The following is a 17028-nucleotide window of genomic DNA, read 5'->3' on the forward strand; positions in this document are numbered from 1 at the left end:
GGAGTAGTTGGGACGCCACCTTCGGTGGCCCGGCCGGCGGCACGCCCGTGGTCGGCCATGAGGCGGACGGCCGGATGGCTGTCTTCGTCCTGGGGTCCAACGGCAACTCCGTCGCGGTCCGTGAGCAGGTCGCGCCGTCGGCCGGCTGGGGTGCCTGGAACGGCTCCTTCGGCGGTCCGGCTGGTGGTCTGACGGTCAGTCAGAACGCTGATGGCCGACTGGAGGTGTTCGCTCTTGCCCCTGGTGGCGCGAACATCTCGCACATCTGGCAGACCGCGCCGAATGGTGGTTGGAGTAGTTGGGACGCCACCTTCGGTGGCCCGGCCGGCGGCACGCCCGTGGTCGGCCATGAGGCGGACGGCCGGATGGCTGTCTTCGTCCTGGGGCCCAACGGCAACTCGATCGCGGTCCGTGAGCAGGTCGCGCCGTCGGCCGGCTGGGGTGCCTGGAACGGCTCGTTCGGCACCGCGGCCGCGACCGTGAACGTCAGCCACAACGCCGACGGGCGCATGGAGGTGTTCGCCCTCGCTCCCGGTGGCGCGAACATCTCGCACATCTGGCAGACCGCGCCGAACGGCGGTTGGAGCGCCTGGAACGGCGACGGCACTTTCGGCGGCCCGGCATGGGTCGGCCCGTGACCCATCATTCGAAAGGAGCAGTTGAGACCGAGATGCCATCGTCCAAGCTGTCAACGTCGAGGAACTCAGCGGCCCGCGCGCTGCTGCTCGCCCTCACCCTCCTCCTCGCCCTGGCCGGCACCGGACTCGCGTCCGCCGGCACCGCGTCCGCCGACTCGGCCCTCGGCGGCCCGATCACCCGCAGCGAGATCATCGCCCGAGCCCAGTACTGGGTCGACAACCAGCCGGGCCCCTACGACCAGGGCTCCTACTCACCCGGCCCCGGCGGCGACTTCAACTACCGCCGCGACTGCTCGGGCTACGTGGCGATGGCCTGGCACCTCAACGCCAACGCCTGGACCGGCTCGCTGTCGGACTCGTACTCGTACGCCATCGACCGGAGCGCCCTGCGCCCCGGCGATATCATGGACGACTACAGCGACCACGTCTTCCTCTTCGACCAGTGGCTCGACGCCAACGGCGGCTTCTCCTACTACACCTTCGGCTCGACACCGGTGCAGCACCTGACCGCCAACATCAACGACGCCTCCCTCGACGGCCACCCCAACAGCGCCTACAGCGCCCGCCGTTACAACAACGTCCTCGAGGACAGCGCCGTCAAGCCGCACCCGTACTCCGCCGGCCGGGTGGTCTCCGGCCGCGACGCGGACGGCCGGCTGGAGACCTTCGCCGCGGGCCCGGACGGCATCTGGCACGCCTGGCAGACGGCGGTCAACGGCAGCTGGTCGGACTGGGTCGACACCGGCGGCCCGGCCAACGCCCAGCTGGCGATCGCCCCGAACCAGGACGGTCGGCTGGAGGTGTTCGCGGTGAACGGCACCGAACTCGACCACAGTTGGCAGACCGCCCCGAACGCCGGCTGGTCGGCCTGGGCCAACCTCGGCGGCGGCGGATACCGCGTAGCGGCCGGCAGCAACGCCGACGGCCGGATCGAGCTGTTCGCCTCCAGCGACGCCGGCGTCTTCCACACCTGGCAGACCGCACCCAACAGCGCCTTCGCCGCCTGGGCCGGCGTCGGCGGCCCCGCCGACTCGCGGCTGCAGATGGAGAACGCCCCCGACGGCCGCCTGGAGGTGTTCGCCCTGTCGGACACCACCTTCGGCCACCTCTACCAGACCGCGGTCAACGGCGGTTGGTCGTCCTGGGAGAACTTCGGCGGTGGCGGCTACGACCTGACGGTCAATCACAACTCCGACGGCCGCCTCGAAGTGTTCGCCTCCAACAGCACCGGCGTCTTCCACAAGTGGCAGACCACCCCCACCACCTGGTCCGACTGGACCGCCACCACCGCCGGAGCCACCAACTCCGAGCTCTCCTCCGCCCGTTCGGTCGACGGCCGGATCGAGGTCTTCGCCATCAACGGCACCACCGCCACCCACCTCTACCAGACAGCCGTCAACGGCGACTGGTCAGCCTGGGAAACCTTCGGCACCGGCGGCACCCAGATCACGGCCGCCGACAACCAGGACGGCCGGATCGAGGTCTTCGCCACCAGCAGCGCCGGCGTCTACCACAAGTGGCAGACCGGCTTCAGCACTTGGTCCGACTGGGCCTGGCTGAACTCCACCGCCGGCCCGTCGCTCGCCTGACGCTCAGCCCGCGCCGCAGGCGGCCTCGTGACCTCGCACCCCGGTGCCGAGGCTGCGGGGCCGCCTGCGGCGCGGCTTCGGCGTCCTGTTGATCAGCTGAACATCGCTGCTCACCGATTCGGCTGAGCCCCTGTGGGATCTTGCTCATCGCACTATGATCATTACGCTGTGTGTCGATCGTGGGGGGTGTCGATGGCTGCAGGTGGATCAGCTTGGCGTCGGGCGCAGGACGCTCGACAGCGGGAGGCGAAGCTGCGTGAGCAGATGCAGGCTGCGCGATCGGAGGCGCGCCGCTGGCAAGCGGCAAGCGAGGGTGAGCGACTGGTGGCGGCCAGGCTGCTGTTCCTCACCGAGCAGGGTTGGCGGCTGCTGGTAGACCGCCGCTGGCCGGGCACGGCCTCGGCGAACGTGGACATGCTGCTGGTCGGGCCGAGCGGCGTATACGTCGTGGACGTCAAGAACTGGCGATCCGAACCCGAGGTGGCGGGCGACCAGTTGCGTGCCGGTGGTCAGAACCGGGACGACGAGCTTGCGAAGTTGACGGCGGTGACGCGGTTGGCGGAGCGTGTGGTTGGTGAGCTCGGCCTGTCGCCGGTAGCGGTCCGTCCGCTCATGGTCTTCGCGGGCCACCGGCTGAACCGGCGTCTGGGAGCCGTGCAGCTCCTGGGCGAGCAGGAAGCGGCCCCGGCCTTGCTGAGTGAGCCAACCCGCCTGAAGGCGGCCGCTGTTCGAGCCATCGGGGATCACCTTGAGCGGGCCTTTCCGGCGTACGAAACCGTGGTCGTCCCGGCGACACCGATGCCCGCGGAGCCCGGCCAGGCCAGTGTGGCGGCCGGCGCCGATGCTCTCTTCGACGTTGAGGACATCCGGGAGGCGGAGCTCGCCGCCGCACGGCAGGCCCCCATCGAGCAGTGGATGACCTTCCTGCATCCGGACCAAGTCGCCCTGGTACGACGCAACTGGGCCGGCCCTGCCCGTATCAGTGGCCCTGCGGGCACCGGCAAGACCGTCGTGGGACTCCACCGTGCCGCGCACCTCGCCCGACGCACAGCCGGCCGCATCCTCTACGTCACCTACGCCAACAATCTCCCGCGCGTCCAACGCACCTTCCTGCAGACCATGGCCCCCGCCATCAGCGACCGGGTCGAGTTCAGCAGCCTCCACTCCTGGACCCAGAGCTACCTGCGCGAGCACGGTATGCCGTCTCATCTGCACGGCGACCGCGCGCGTTCGGCCTTCAGCCTCGCCTGGCTGCGCGCCGGCCGTGATGGTGTGCTCGCCACGATCGACGCCACCTCCCACTACTGGCGCGAGGAGATCGACTACGTCATCAAAGGCCGGGGCATCACCACCTTCGAGCAGTACGCGGTCCTGCCGCGCCGCCGCCGGCGCGTGACCCTGCGCCGCAACCACCGCGAAGCTGTCTGGGCCCTGTACGAGGAGTACGAACGCCTGCGCACGCAACGCGGTGTCCACGACTTCAACGACATCCTCACTCTTGCCCTCGGCCATCTGCGCACCACGCAGGCCGCACCCCCGTACGCCGCGGTGATCACTGACGAGATCCAGGACCTCACCCTCACCGGGCTGCGACTGCTTCACGCTCTCGCCGGCGACGTCCCCAACGGCCTGCTTCTGATCGGCGACGGCCAACAGGCGGTCTATCCGGGAGGCTTCCGTGTCAGTGAGGCCGGCATCGATATCCGCGGCGATCGGGGGCAGGTACTGCGCACCAACTACCGCAACGCGAAGGAGATCCTGGAAGCGGCGCTCGCCGTCGTCCAGGGCGACGACTTCGAGGACCTGGACGGACAGCGAAGTCCCGGGCGGCGCGACATCGACCCGTCGTATCGTGCGGGTCAGGTCATTCGGAGCGAGAGCCGAACGCTGGCGGAGCACGACCAGGCCCTACTGACCGCACTGCGCACTCACGGCCACGCGACTCCTGACGACCACGCCGAGGCGGCTGACACGACAGGTTGGGGTGACTGCGCCTTGCTGTGCTCGTCCTGGCAGCACCTGCACCACTACCAGCGGCTTCTCATCACGGCGGGAATCCCGGTCATCTCGCTCGACCAGTACGAGGGTCGGCCGGTCCACGCGGTGAAGCTCGGCACCTACCGCCGTTCCAAGGGCCTGGAGTTCAAACAGGTCTACCTGCCGCAGTACGACGACTTCCTGCAGACGACGGACGCTGAGAGGGAACTCGCCGAGGAGCACGCGGAGCTGGCACGCAGCCAACTCTTCGTCGCCATGACTCGAGCCCGTGATCGCCTCTGGCTGGGGGCAGTGAACGCGTCGGGCACTGAAATTTCCACAAGCTGATGGCGAAGGGCGCGGCCGGACGGGCGCCTGCGGACTCTCGGACCTGGCGCGCATCCAGATCTGCCATCACTTCGAACGGGACGCGGTCGCGCTGGTGCGCTCGTCGCCGCACCGGAACAGGACCGCTCTGACCGTCGCGAGGGCGGTCAACATCTGACGCCCTGCCCGAACGACGACGTCGGCTCCCAAGACCACAACCGGGTCTTGGGAGCCGACGTCACGCGAGCGCCCGGAATCAGCCAACAGCATCCAGGGGCCGGGCGCCCGTCGCATTTCCTGACGCTACGTCAGCCTCTGCCGTCTGTCTGGTTGTAGACGCGGTCGATCTTCCCGGCTTGGATCGTCATGCCGTGGATGCCGCCGTTGATCGTGTTGTTGTACACCGTGCCGCTCTCGATCCGCACCAACTTCGCCTGGCCTTCCCAGGCGGTCAGCTCACCGGCGAACTCCGGGTCCATCGCCGCCCGCATCCCCAGCGCCATGCTCAGCTGCTGGGCCAGCGCCGGATCGGCGGGCGCCTGCTCGAGCGCGACGAGCTCCGCCTCCCCGCTGCTCGCGGCTGGCAGGTGCGCGGGGCGCTGGAACGGGCGCCGCACCAGCTTCCAGGCCCCCTCCAGCGCCTGCTTGCCCGCCTCGCCGCCCGCCCCGCCCGCGAACGCCGCGAGCAGCATGCTCACCGAAACCGGATCCACCGTGCACCCCTCCCTGTCGAGCTTCTGCCCCCAACCCTACGACCCCGAGCGGGTGACTGACCATCAGCCAGCCCGCACCGGCCCGGCCCGTGCCCGCCCGGCGCCCCGGTCAGCGCCTGACAGCTGAGCCGGCCGACCCAGCCCCGCGCAGCAGCAGGGAGGCCGCGAGGCCGAGCAGGGCGATGCCGGCGCTGACCGTCCAGGCTGTCAGGTAGGCCTGGTGGCCGCCGCCCTGGGCGGTCAGGATCGCGGCGGTGGCCGCGGAGCCGACTGCGGTGGCGAGGCTGACGAGCAGTTCGAAGAGCCCCGCGCCGGCCGCCGTCTCCTCGGCCCGCACGCTGTCGACCACGAGGATGCGGGCGGCTCCGGAGATCAGTCCCATGCCGGCGCCGCAGAAGGCGAGCGTGACCGCGAGGTCGGCGGCTGCCGAGTGCCGCAGCAGCAGTCCTGCCGTGCCGAGGACGACGAGTGCCGCGCCCAGGACGGTGACCCTGCGGTAGCCGATGGCCCGCCCGAGCCTGCTGCTGCAGGCGCTGAGGAGGGTCATGCCGCAGAAGGCGGGCAGCAGGACCAGGCCGACCGAGGAGGACGGCAGCCCGAGCCCGTTGGAACCGGTGAGGTAGGTCGAGTAGGACACCTGCCCGCCGAGGACGATGTAGTGGACGCAGGCGCCGACCGCGAAGACCGGCAGCAGGCGCGGCCGCAGCAGTCGGCGCACATCGATCAGCGGCGTGGGGGTGCGTAGTTGGACCATCACCCAGACGGCGAGGAGCAGCGCGCCCGCACCCAGGCAGCCGGCGGTGCCGGGCGATCCCCAGCCCCAGCTCGCGCCGTCGTGCAGGGCCAGCACGGCGAGGACCAGAGCCGTTGCCAGCAGCACGGCAGCAGGCCAGTCGACACGAGCCACCGGTGGTGTGCGCTCGGACCTGGCGCTGCGTCCCGTCCACAGCAGGCCGAGGCCCACGACTGTGCCGACGGCCGGCACCCACAGCACCGCGCTGATGCCGGCCGTCGGCAGCAGCAGGGATGAGCAGGCGCTGCCTGTTCACCAAGGTCACCACCGACCTGCTCCGGGAACTCGACGAGCGACTGCACCCGCTCGTCGAGGAGACCGAGGTCGGCTTCACCGGCAAGCCGTTGCTGGAGCTGTTCCGCCACGCGGAGCAGGAGCGCGACCTGTACCGCGTCATCCTGCGCGGCGAGGGCGACGGCAAGGCGCTGCGCACCTTCAGTGACGGATCGGTGCGTCGAGTCGCGGCCGTGTTCAGCACCCGCGCCGACCACACCCGCGTCGAACCGCGTCTCCCCGCGGAACTGCTGGCCCGCGCCTGGGTCGGTGAGCACCTGTCGGTCCTGCACTGGTGGCTCGAACAGGACGCCCCGCCCATGCCGGCCGAGGAAGCCACCCGCATGCTGCTGGAACTCGCCATCCACGGCCGCTTCTGGGCCAGCGGCTTCACCGCCCCGGCCTGACGCCGCACCTGCGCTGATCGCACGCCTGTGCATGTCATGTGGTGCACGGGCGAGGGTTCGTGGGGGGACGCCCGCAGGGGCGTGGAGCCGCCGCCGTGCCGCTCGGCAGGGCGAGCGGATCTCCATGATTCCAGCCTTCTGTGACGCAAGTGCGAGCGAAAGGCGAATCCGACCGGTATCCGGACAAAGCACCCTCAAAACCGGACAGAAGCCCGCAGGTCGGGTCCGCTCTGGCGCACCCGCGAGAATTGTCACTGATATTGCGTGAAGATCTCGTCGACCTCTGATGGCCATTGCCCGGTGCCGGCGGAACGCCTTGCCGCAACGTTCACCGAAACTCCGATGGGCCGGCTGGACGGGCCTCCTGCCGGCGTGGTTGGATTTCGCGTCAGCAACGGTCATTGCGGCGATTTCGGGTTTCCGAGATTCCATGCCACCGTGGCAGTCGGCCGGATCGGCTTTCCGTCCAGCCGGCCGACGACAACTCAGAAACACTCAGTGCTATGAAGGGAACAGCGCATCATGCGTAACGACTTCGCCTCCCAGATCGAGACCCGCGAGATCTCCGACAGCGACCTGGACAACGTTTCCGGTGGCATCGCCGCCGGCGTCTCCGCGCTGGGCGTCGGCGCCGGTGTCAATGTCGGTCTCGGCGACCTTCTCGGGACGGTCGAGTCCATCGTGCCCGTTTCGCAGGTCACCGGCCTGGTCTCGAACGTCACTGGCCTGGCCGGCGTGAACACCATGGGCCTCGGTCTCTGACCCAGGCGCCTGCCGTGGACCCCGGCTGCCCCCCGATTCCGGGGTCCACGGACCTCACCGCCACCTCAACGCGGTAGCTGAATGCCGCAGATCAATTCGGTAGCTGAACGCGTCAGCGGCAGTCGAATGCCGCAGGAGAATGCTGCGGTCGAATGCCTCAGGCGAAAGCGCCGGACGAACGTCGTTGAAGGATCAGTTCCGTGCAGTTCCGCCAGCAGGCGCTTTCCAAGCTGCAATCGCGCGAAGAGCTCGACATACCGGTGCGCTTCGCCCGGCCGCAGGGTTGGCTCGTATTGGCCGTGACGGCGGTCGTCATGGCAGCCGCCTGTTCCTGGGCGGTGCTCGGGACGGTGTCGTCAAAGCTGAGCGCACCCGGAATCCTGACCCATGCGGAGGGCAGCTACGTCCTGCAGAGTCCGGTGGCCGGTCAGGTCACCGCGGTATTCGCCAACGAGGGCGACACGCTGCCCGTCGGCGCGCAGCTGTTCAGCGTTCACACGGGCCAGGGAACGGGCCAGGGGACGGGTCAGGGCACGGGGCAGGCGGACACGACCGTGCGCATGGTGGCGGCGGGTCGGGTGACCGCGCTGTCAGCCAAGATCGGTGCGGTGGTCGCCACCGGCGCGGATCTGGCGACCGTCGAGCGGATCGACCATGCTGACGACCCGATCGTGGCGCTGCTGTACGTGCCGGGCGGCAGTGCATCGACGGTGCCGGTGGGCGCGGCGGTGGACCTGAGCGTCCAGTCGGCGCCGGCACAGCAGTTCGGGGTGCTGCGAGGCCACGTCAAGGCGGTCGGCCGGGTCCCCCAGACGCAGCAGCAGATCACCGGCTTCCTCGGGGACGGCCAGTTGGGCGAGCAGTTTTCGGCTCAGGGCCAACCCGTGGTGGTCCTGGTCGAGTTGGACCGGTCGGCCGGCACGAGGTCCGGCTACGCGTGGTCGTCGGCGAGCGGTCCGCCGGATCCGATCGAATCCATGACCTTGGTCAGTGGTGCCGTGCACCTGGCCGCGCAGCATCCGATCGATTGGCTCTTTCCTTGACCGCGCAGCACAAGCCGACGCCGATGCCGACGCGGAGGCGGACGCCCGCGCCCACGCCGACGCGCAGGAAGCAGAAGCCGAAGAAGCAGAAGGCCGTCCGCACCCCCACCATCCTTCAGATGGAAGCCGTGGAGTGCGGCGCCGCCGCGTTGGCCATGGTGCTCGGTCATCACGGCCGGCACGTCCCCCTCGAGGAACTGCGCATCGCCTGCGGGGTCTCCCGTGACGGCTCCAGGGCCAGCAACGTGCTCAAGGCGGCCCGTGGGTTCGGCCTCGACGCCAAGGGCATGCAGATGGAGCCGAGCGCCCTGGCCCAGGTGCGGGCGCCGGCCATCCTGTTCTGGGAGTTCAACCACTTCGTCGTCTTCGACGGCATGGGACGGCGCTTCGGCCGGCGCGGTGTGCACCTCAACGACCCCGCCCGGGGCCGCCGGTTCGTCTCGCCCGAGGAGTTCGACGCCAGCTTCACCGGTGTGGTGCTGACCTTCGAACCCGGCGCCAGGTTCCGCCGAGGCGGCCGGAAGCCGGGCATCCTGCGTGCGCTGCCGGCCCGGCTGCGCGGCACCACGGGCACCTTGCTGGCCGCCCTGGCCGCCAGTTTCCTGCTGGTGGCCGTCGGTGCGGCGGCGCCGGCCGTGAGCCGGACGTACATCGACACGTTCGTGGTCGGGGGCAGCGGCCCGGGCGGCAACCAGTCCTCCCTGCTGCCGGTGCTCTTCGCCTCGATGGCCGCGCTGGTGCTGCTGACCGCCGTGCTGACGGGCCTTCAGCAGGCGAACCTGCTGCGCGGCCGGATCATCGCGTCGACCCTGAGCAGCGCCCGCTTCCTGCGGCATCTGCTCCGGCTGCCCGTCACGTTCTTCGCCCAGCGCAACCCGGCCGAGCTCGTGCAGCGGCTGCAGTCCAACGACGCGGTGGCCGAGACGCTGGCCCGAGACCTCGCCGCCGCCGGCGTGGACGCCCTGGTCGTGGTCCTCTACGCGGTCCTGCTGTGGACCTACGACCCGCAGTTGACCCTGATCGGGGTGGCCGTCGCGCTGCTCAACGTGGTGGCGATGCGGGTGGTGGTCCGGATCCGGGCCACCGGCACCCAGCGGCTGCTCGCGGACAGCGCCCGGCTGACCAACACCTCGTACAGCGGGCTCCAGTTGATCGAGACGATGAAGGCCACCGGGGGCGAGAACGGGTACTTCCGTCGCTGGGCGGGCCAACACGCGACCACCCTGGACGGACAGCAGCGACTCGGCGTGCCGAGCGCGGTGCTGGCCGTCGTCGCTCCCACGCTGGCGGCGCTGAACAGTGCGCTCATCCTGTTGATCGGCGGGCTTCGAGCGGTGGAGGGCCATATCTCGATCGGCCTGCTGGTGGCCTTCCAGACGCTGATGACCAGCTTCACCGCGCCGGTCACCCGGCTGAACGGGGTGGCGGGCCGGGCCCAGGACTTCGCGGCCGACGTGTCCCGGCTCAAGGACGTCGAGAACTTCCCGGTGGACTCCCGGTATTCGGTCAACCCGCCCAGCTCGCGCAACTCGGCCAACTCGTCCAGCTCGCGAGACGCGCAGCAGGAGCCGGCCGCCGATACCCGCAGGCTCAGGGGACACGTGACGCTGGAGGGCGTCACCTTCGGCTACAGCCCGCTGGACCAGCCGCTGCTCACCGACTTCTCCCTGTCGGTCGGGCCGGGCCGGCAGGTCGCCCTCGTCGGTGGCTCCGGGAGCGGCAAGTCCACCGTGTCCCGGTTGATTTCGGGCCTCTACAGCCCGTGGGAGGGCACGATCCGGATCGACGGAGAGCGGCTGGAGGAGATCTCCCGCGGCTCGCTCTCCGCCTCGGTCTCGTTCGTCGACCAGGACGTCTTCCTCTTCGAAGGCACCGTCCGCGACAACGTGACGCTGTGGGACCCGTCGATATCCGACGAGGCCGTCATCGCCGCCCTGAAGGACGCCGCCGTCCACGACGTGGTCTCCCGGCGACCCGGCGGCATTCACAGCCGGGTGGAGCAGGACGGCCACAACTTCTCCGGCGGCCAGCGGCAACGGCTGGAGATCGCCCGGGCTCTGGTGCGCCGGCCCAGCGTGCTGGTCCTCGACGAGGTGACCAGCGCGCTGGACGCCGAGACCGAGCAGGTGATCATCGACAACCTGCGGCGCCGTGGCTGCGCCTGCGTCCTGATCGCGCACCGGCTGAGCACGGTGCGCGACAGCGACGAGATCGTCGTGCTGGACCACGGGACGGTCGTCGAACGCGGGCGCCACGAGGAGCTGGTGGCCGCCGGCGGCCCGTACGCCGAGCTGGTCGGGGAGCGTTGACATGACATCCGTTCACCATCCGCCGGCCACCGGCGACTTGGTGGTCGGTGCCCTGGGCGGCCTGGGCACCCTGGTCGACTGCGCGAGCTCGCGCAGCCTGCGGCTGGAGGGGCCGCAGGTGCTCTGGCTGGTCGCGGACGGCGCGATGGACCTCTTCGCGGTCGACGCCGTCAACCAGGGCAGCTGGCACTTCCTCGGCCGGCTCGAGACGGGGGCCCTGCTGCTCGGGCCGGTCGACGGCCCGCAACACACCCTCGTCGGCCGGCCTTTGCGGGGCTGCGTGCTGCGCCGGATCGAGTTCAGGGAGCTGTTCCGGCCCGAGTACGAGTACAACTACGAGCACCAGTACCAGTCCCAACAGTACGGCGACCAGTGGTCGCCCGACGGCGGTGAGCCGGTCCTCAGCCCGCTGGAGGACGCGTTCGCCCGCGGCATCGGACGCGGCCTGCGCGTCCTGTTCGAGATGCCCGGTCCCGGCTCCGACGCGCCGGTGGGCGGGTACGAGCCGGCCGACGAGAACATCCTCTGGATGCCGGTGGATCCCGGCAGCCTGCAGTACGGTGCCCCGATGAGCCAGGAGGGCGCCTGGGACCTGCTCATCGACGGCGCGCTGTGGCAGCGCCTGATCAACCAGCAGTCGCGGCTGCTGCTCGCGCTGGACCGCTGGATCGAGCAGCTGGATCGTGCGCACGAGGACCGGACCGCCGCCGGCATCAAGGCCGGTGAAGCCGTGCGCGCGCACGCGGATCAGGCGTTGCTGGCCTCGATCGACGGGCCCGACAGGTCCGGCCGGCCCGCGAAGGCCGGCAGGTCCGCGAAGGGCAGCAGGTCCGCGAAGGCCGGTAAGTCCGCCAGGTCCGCCAGGTCGGGGAGTGCCGCAGGTGACCACGGCGCGGGCGGCGAGGACGCGACCCTCGCCGTCTGCCGCCTGGTGGCCGAGGCGGCCGGGATCAAGGTCGTGGAGCCCGCGGCCGGTGCTTCGGCGGCGGGTGGTTCGGCGGCGGATGGTTCGTCGACCGGCCGGCTGAACCCGGTCGAGCGCATCGCCCTGAGCTCCCGATTCCGTACCCGGGTGGTCGCGTTGGGCGGGCGCTGGTGGCGGGAGAACACCGGCCCCCTGGTGGGCCAGCGGGCCGCCAGTGGCGCCCCGGTCGCGCTGCTGTGGCGTCGCGGCCGGTACGAGGCGGTGGAGCCGGTCACCGGCAGGCGCACCCGGATCGACGCGGCGAACGCGGACCAGTTCGAACCCCGCGCCGTCATGTTCTACCGGCCGCTGCCCGAACAGGCCCTGTCCGCCTGGCGGTTGCTCGGGTTCAGCGTTCGCGGCACCCGCGCCGACCTGCGCAACCTGATCCTGGGCGGCCTGGTCGCGGTCGGCCTCGGCACCCTGGTGCCGATCGCGACCGGACAGGTGCTCGGCGCCTACGTGCCGCAGGGCGAGAACGGCCTGATCGTCCAGACCGCACTGGCGGTCGCGGCCGCCACCCTCGTCTCCGCCGCCTTCATGCTGCTGCAGAACATCTCCATCCTGCGGCTGGAGGGGCGGATCGAGGCCACGCTCCAACCGGCCGTCTGGGACCGGCTGTTGCGCCTGCCGACCAGGTTCTTCGCCGAGCGCTCCACCGGCGAGCTGGCCGGCGCGGCGATGGGCATCAGCGCGATCCGCCGCGTGCTGTCCGGCATCACGTCGGTGACCGTGCAGGCCGGCACGGTCGGGGCGGTGAACCTCGTTCTGCTGCTCTGCTACAGCCCGCTGCTGGCGCTGGCGGCGATCGCCCTGCTGATCGTCATCGCCTCGCTCTTCCTGGGCCTGGGCATGTGGCAGCTCCGCTGGCAGCGCCGGTTGATCAAACTCAACCACAAGCTCAACAACCAGGCCTTCCAGACGCTCCGCGGCCTGCCCAAGCTGCGGGTCGCCGCGGCGGAGAGCTTCGCCTACGCCGCCTGGGCAAGGGAGTTCGCCCGCAGCCGCGAGTTGCAGCAGCGGGTCGGCCGGATCAAGAACCTGATCACGGTGCTCAACGCGGTCTATCTGCCGCTCTGCACGCTCCTCATGTTCGTGCTGCTCGCGGGCCCGGCCCGCGGGAGCCTGTCGGCGAGCGGCTTCCTGACCTTCAACACCGCGGTGACGATGATGTTGACCTCGGCGACGCAGCTCACCGGCGCGCTCATCTCGGCCGCCGCCGTCCTGCCGATGTTCGAGCAGATCAAGCCGGTGCTCCAGGAGCTTCCGGAGGTCCGCGGTGGTAGTGCCCAACCCGGCACGCTGGCCGGCGGGATCGAGGTGCGGCAGCTCTCCTTCCGGTACGCCGAGGACGGGCCGCTGGTTCTCGACAACGTGTCGTTCCAGGTCCAGCCAGGAGAGTTCGTCGCGATCGTCGGGGCCAGCGGCTGCGGCAAGTCGACCCTGCTCCGGTTGCTCATCGGCTTCGACCGACCGGCCTCGGGCAGCGTGCTCTACGACGGCCAGGACCTCGCCGCCCTCGATCAGGCGGCCGTCCGCCGGCAGTGCGGTGTCGTCCTGCAGAACGCCCAGCCGTTCACCGGCTCCATTCTGGACAGCATCTGCGGCGCCGAGCTGTTCTCGCTGGAAGAGGCCTGGGAGGCGGCCGAGATGGCCGGCCTGGCCGAGGACATCAAGCTCATGCCGATGGGCATGCACACCGTGCTCTCTGACGGCGGCGGCACCGTCTCCGGGGGACAGCGACAGCGGCTGATGATCGCGCAGGCCCTGATCCGGCGGCCACGCGTGCTCTTCTTCGACGAGGCCACCAGCGCCCTGGACAACGAGACTCAGCGCATCGTGATCGCGAGCACCCGCAAGCTGCAGGCCACCCGCATCGTCATCGCCCACCGGCTGTCCACCGTGCTGGACGCCGACCGCGTGATCGTCATGTCGGAGGGCCGGGTCATCCAGCAGGGGCCGCCGACCGAACTGCTGGCCGACCGGGGCGGCGTGTTCCACGAGCTGGTCCGCCGTCAGATCGGCTGACCTGCCGCACGGTTCTCGCGGGTCAGGACGGGCAGTCCGTATCCGTACCATCAACCATGTGTCAGAACGCTCGTGCCACACAGGTGCGTTGTGCCAACATGAGGAGGCTGTCGGGGGGCAGCGCAGGTTTTCGACCGGGTCTCACGAAGGCCCGTGCAGGTGAGTTGGGGGACAATCGATGAGCGGGGGCTTACGCGGCCCGGACCGGGCCTGCCCGGTCTGCTGCAGCCCGGCGGACAGCGGCAGCCGCTGTCCGGCCTGCGCTTGGCGGCTCGAGGGCGATCACTTCCTCGGCGCACCGGTCGAGGAGGACGTCCGGTGCGAACGCGAGGCGCTGCGTGCCGCGCGCGATCAGTGGGACGCCCGAGCGACCGCCCTTGCCGCACGGGCCGCGGTGGGCGGCGTCGACGGCGAGAGCTGGGACCGCCTGCTGGCGGAGCTGGTCGCGAAGCCCGACGCGGTGCTCTGGTTCGTCGAGCTGACCGCCGAGCGGGTCGGCCTGATCAAGGCGGGCACGGACCCGAACGGCATCCCCTGGGCCGAGGAGGTCGGCGGTGCGGCCTGGGGCTCGATCGTCCCCGAATTCGCCGCCGACCCCGCCGTCCGCGCCTTCCAGCTGGCCGGTGGCATCGGCGCCGGTCCGCCGGTCGACCGTGTCGCCCTCGACCGCGGCGTTCGCCGGCTGCTGGGAACCCTGCTGCCGCCGGCGGCCGGTCAGCGGACCGTCCTGCTGTCGGAACGCCCGGACTGGCTCCTGCCGGCCCGCGCCGCGGCCGTGGTGCGGTCGCTCCGGGCGCCCGACGCGCAGGTCGGGCCCACCGCCGGCGGTACTGCGGGGGTTCGGCGACTGTTGCGGAGCGTGCCGCTGCGACGCGACCACGAGCTGTTGCTGGCCGCCGTCGACGCGCACAGTGGTGCGGTGCGGCCGCAGACCACGACGCTCTTCCGGGCCGGCGCGCGACTGCCGCTCGGGGAGACCGCCGCCGTGGCGCTCACCGTGTACGGCGGCCCGGACGAGGGTGCCGTGGTCACCCTGCCGGTGCTGGCCGGACACGAGGCCGACGCTGACGTCGGCACCGGCACCCGGGCCAGCGTCGTGTCGGCGCACCGCGTCAGCTTGCCGGGGCTGCGGCCGGCCGAGCTGGTCTTCGTGCTGCACGGGCCGGGCGAAGTCGAGGTGCGGTTGCCGGACGGTACGGCGGCCGAACCGGCCGGCACCGCCGACCTCGCCGAGCTGATCGACAGCCTGCCGCGGCGGCTGCGCCGACCACCTCGCCTCGAACTCTTCCTCGCCGTCGAGCTCTCCTACGCGGCCTCACCGGACGAGGTGGTCGAGCGGCTCGGCTTCACCCGTGAACTGATCGCGGCGCTGGCGGGCCCGCAAGGCGCCGCCGCGCGCCCGGCCGTCGGTGCGGTGGGCTACTACGACCACGGCGTCCGCGAGAGCCCCTACGCGCCGCGGCACACCCTGCTGCACACCGTTCCGCTCGGGACGCCCGGGGTGGCGCTGGCCGCGCTCGCCGAGTGGCAGCCGAGCCGGCGCCGCCAGGACACCGCCGCCGCGCTGGAGGACGCGCTCAGGGCGGTGCGCCTGATGGCGACCCCGACCGCCGACGCCGCACCGAGCACCGAGCGCCGCGTCGTCGTCCTCGGCGGTCGGCCACCAGGGCAGCCGACCCAGCACGGGCACGTCCCGGCCTGCCCGCTCGGCGTCGACTGGCGGACCGAGCTGGCGGCGCTGCGCACCCACGGCATCGACGTGCTGGTGCGGCGCGACAGCCTCCCGGACCAGCCGCCGACGGACCGCGTGCGCCGTCTGCTGCAGCAGTACGGCGCACAGTCCTGGGCGGAGCTGGGCGCCGACGGATCCCTCGACCAGCGGCTCCCTCCGGCCTCGGTCGCCCGCCGCCTGCTGCCCGCCTGGCGGGCCGAAGGCCCGCCCTGTGGGCTCGCGTTGGCCCACCCTCTGCTCTGATCCGCAGTCCTGCCGAGGAGGCAGCCGATGTCGTCCAGCAAGCCGTTCGGGACCGATCCGGACCAGCAGAAGAGCCCCGACGAGGGCACCGGCGGGCCGTCCTGGGACGGGCCCGGGTCCGGCAACTCCTCGCGTTCCCAGGGCTCGCGGGCGGCGAACCCACCGCTCGGTCCGAACGCGTCCGGGTCCTTCGGCACCGCCGTCCCAGGGGCGTCGCAGTCCATGGACGGGCACACCGGGGCGGCCACGATCCCGCGGTCCCCTCGGGACGGCGGCCAGGGCCCGGCCACCGTCCGGATCGGCCTTTGGGGCGCGCCGCGCTCGGGCAAGACCACCTTCCTCGCGTCGCTGCCGATCGCCGCCATGCAGCACGCCCGCAACGAGCGCGGCAACTGGGTCGTCAGCGGGGTCGGCAACTCAGCCGTCGACTTCCTGAACGGCAGCGTCAACCAGCTCACCGTGGAACGCGGTTTCCCCGGCGCGACGGTGGGCGTGCAGGGCATGACCTGGTCGTTCCAGGGCGAGGTGCCAAGGCAGCTCGGCGGGATCCGCCAAGTGGGCTTCGAGCTCGACATCCACGACGTCAGCGGCGAGTCGTTCCGGCCCGAACACCCCCAGCACGCCGCCATCGTGAACCAGCTGGCCGACGCCGAGGGGCTGATCTACCTCTTCGACCCGCTACTCGACGGTGAACCGGCCACCCAGAGCGTGAGGTTCTTCCACGCGACGCTCAACGCGCTCTACTCCCGGGTGCGGGAGCAGCGCGGCCTGCTGCGGGGCCGGCTGCCGCACCAGGTCGCCGTCTGCGTGGCCAAGTTCGACGACCCGGAGCTCTTCCGGCCCTCGGTGGAGGCCGGTTGGGTGACGCAGGACGACGTCGGGGCGCGGCTGCCGCAGGTGCCCGAACACCTGAGCGCCGGCTACTTCGCCTGGCTCTGCGACACCTTCCGCGGCTCCACCACCAGACTCGTGCGGGACGCGCTGAACACCAACTTCCACCCCGACCGGATCAGCTATCACGCCATCTCCGCCATCGGCTTCCGGCTGAACGAGGCGGGGATCTTCGACTACCGGTCCTATGCCAACGTCGAACTGGTCGACGGGCAGCCGCGGATCGCCACCGTCCCGCAGCCGCTCAACGTCCTGGACCCGGTGATCGCGCTGGAGCGCAGGATCAGCGGCGACCGCGCCGGGGCCGGCGGCGGTCGCCGCCGGCTCTGGCGCCGGTGA

At 71.1% G+C, this 17028-nt stretch carries 11 protein-coding genes and 1 pseudogene; 10 read left to right on the forward strand and 2 right to left on the reverse strand.

Annotation, left to right across the window (positions count from 1 at the left end; genetic code table 11):
* The 3 genes and pseudogenes from P3T41_RS25595 to P3T41_RS25605 all read left to right on the forward strand — a co-directional run.
* Nucleotides 1-638: pseudogene (locus P3T41_RS25595) on the forward strand (glycosyl hydrolase family 32); the annotation flags it as partial.
* Nucleotides 639-670: 32 nt separating this feature from the next.
* Entirely contained in the window at nt 671-2227 is a 1557-nt protein-coding gene (locus P3T41_RS25600) for a hypothetical protein (protein WP_280692711.1), read from the forward strand.
* 192 nt (nt 2228-2419) lie between these two features.
* A complete protein-coding gene (locus tag P3T41_RS25605) occupies nt 2420-4552 on the forward strand; it encodes a UvrD-helicase domain-containing protein (RefSeq protein ID WP_280692712.1) in 2133 nt (710 codons plus the stop codon).
* A gap of 287 nt (nt 4553-4839) precedes the next feature.
* Here P3T41_RS25605 and P3T41_RS25610 read toward each other — a convergent pair whose 3' ends face one another.
* Nucleotides 4840-5244 (reverse strand): hypothetical protein, encoded by a 405-nt coding sequence (locus tag P3T41_RS25610; RefSeq protein WP_280692714.1) that lies wholly within the window; start codon nt 5242-5244, stop codon nt 4840-4842.
* Between the two features lie 109 nt (nt 5245-5353).
* A complete protein-coding gene (locus P3T41_RS25615) occupies nt 5354-6238 on the reverse strand; it encodes an MFS transporter (RefSeq protein ID WP_348533696.1) in 885 nt (294 codons plus the stop codon).
* A gap of 32 nt (nt 6239-6270) precedes the next feature.
* On the opposite strand from P3T41_RS25615, the gene P3T41_RS25620 reads away from it, so the two are divergent.
* The 7 genes from P3T41_RS25620 (at nt 6271) to P3T41_RS25650 (ending at nt 17028) form a co-directional block, all read left to right on the forward strand.
* Entirely contained in the window at nt 6271-6717 is a 447-nt protein-coding gene (locus P3T41_RS25620) for a TetR/AcrR family transcriptional regulator (RefSeq protein WP_280692717.1), read from the forward strand.
* A 522-nt stretch (nt 6718-7239) separates the two neighbouring features.
* Nucleotides 7240-7479, forward strand: coding sequence for a type A2 lantipeptide (locus P3T41_RS25625; protein WP_280692719.1), 240 nt, complete (start codon nt 7240-7242; stop codon nt 7477-7479).
* Nucleotides 7480-7679: 200 nt separating this feature from the next.
* Entirely contained in the window at nt 7680-8522 is an 843-nt protein-coding gene (locus tag P3T41_RS25630; protein WP_280692721.1) for an HlyD family efflux transporter periplasmic adaptor subunit, read from the forward strand.
* A gap of 119 nt (nt 8523-8641) precedes the next feature.
* The gene (locus P3T41_RS25635) at nt 8642-10831 is read left to right on the forward strand and encodes an NHLP family bacteriocin export ABC transporter peptidase/permease/ATPase subunit (RefSeq protein ID WP_280692723.1); all 2190 of its coding nucleotides are present in this window, start codon (nt 8642-8644) and stop codon (nt 10829-10831) included.
* A 1-nt stretch (nt 10832) separates the two neighbouring features.
* Nucleotides 10833-13823: an NHLP bacteriocin export ABC transporter permease/ATPase subunit gene (locus P3T41_RS25640; protein ID WP_280692725.1), complete on the forward strand. Its 2991-nt coding sequence runs from the start codon at nt 10833-10835 to the stop codon at nt 13821-13823.
* 178 nt (nt 13824-14001) lie between these two features.
* Nucleotides 14002-15798 (forward strand): hypothetical protein, encoded by a 1797-nt coding sequence (locus tag P3T41_RS25645; RefSeq protein ID WP_280692727.1) that lies wholly within the window; start codon nt 14002-14004, stop codon nt 15796-15798.
* Nucleotides 15799-15825: 27 nt separating this feature from the next.
* Nucleotides 15826-17028, forward strand: coding sequence for a hypothetical protein (locus P3T41_RS25650; RefSeq protein WP_280692729.1), 1203 nt, complete (start codon nt 15826-15828; stop codon nt 17026-17028).

Source organism: Kitasatospora sp. GAS204B, assembly GCF_029892155.1.
Classification (GTDB): domain Bacteria; phylum Actinomycetota; class Actinomycetes; order Streptomycetales; family Streptomycetaceae; genus Kitasatospora.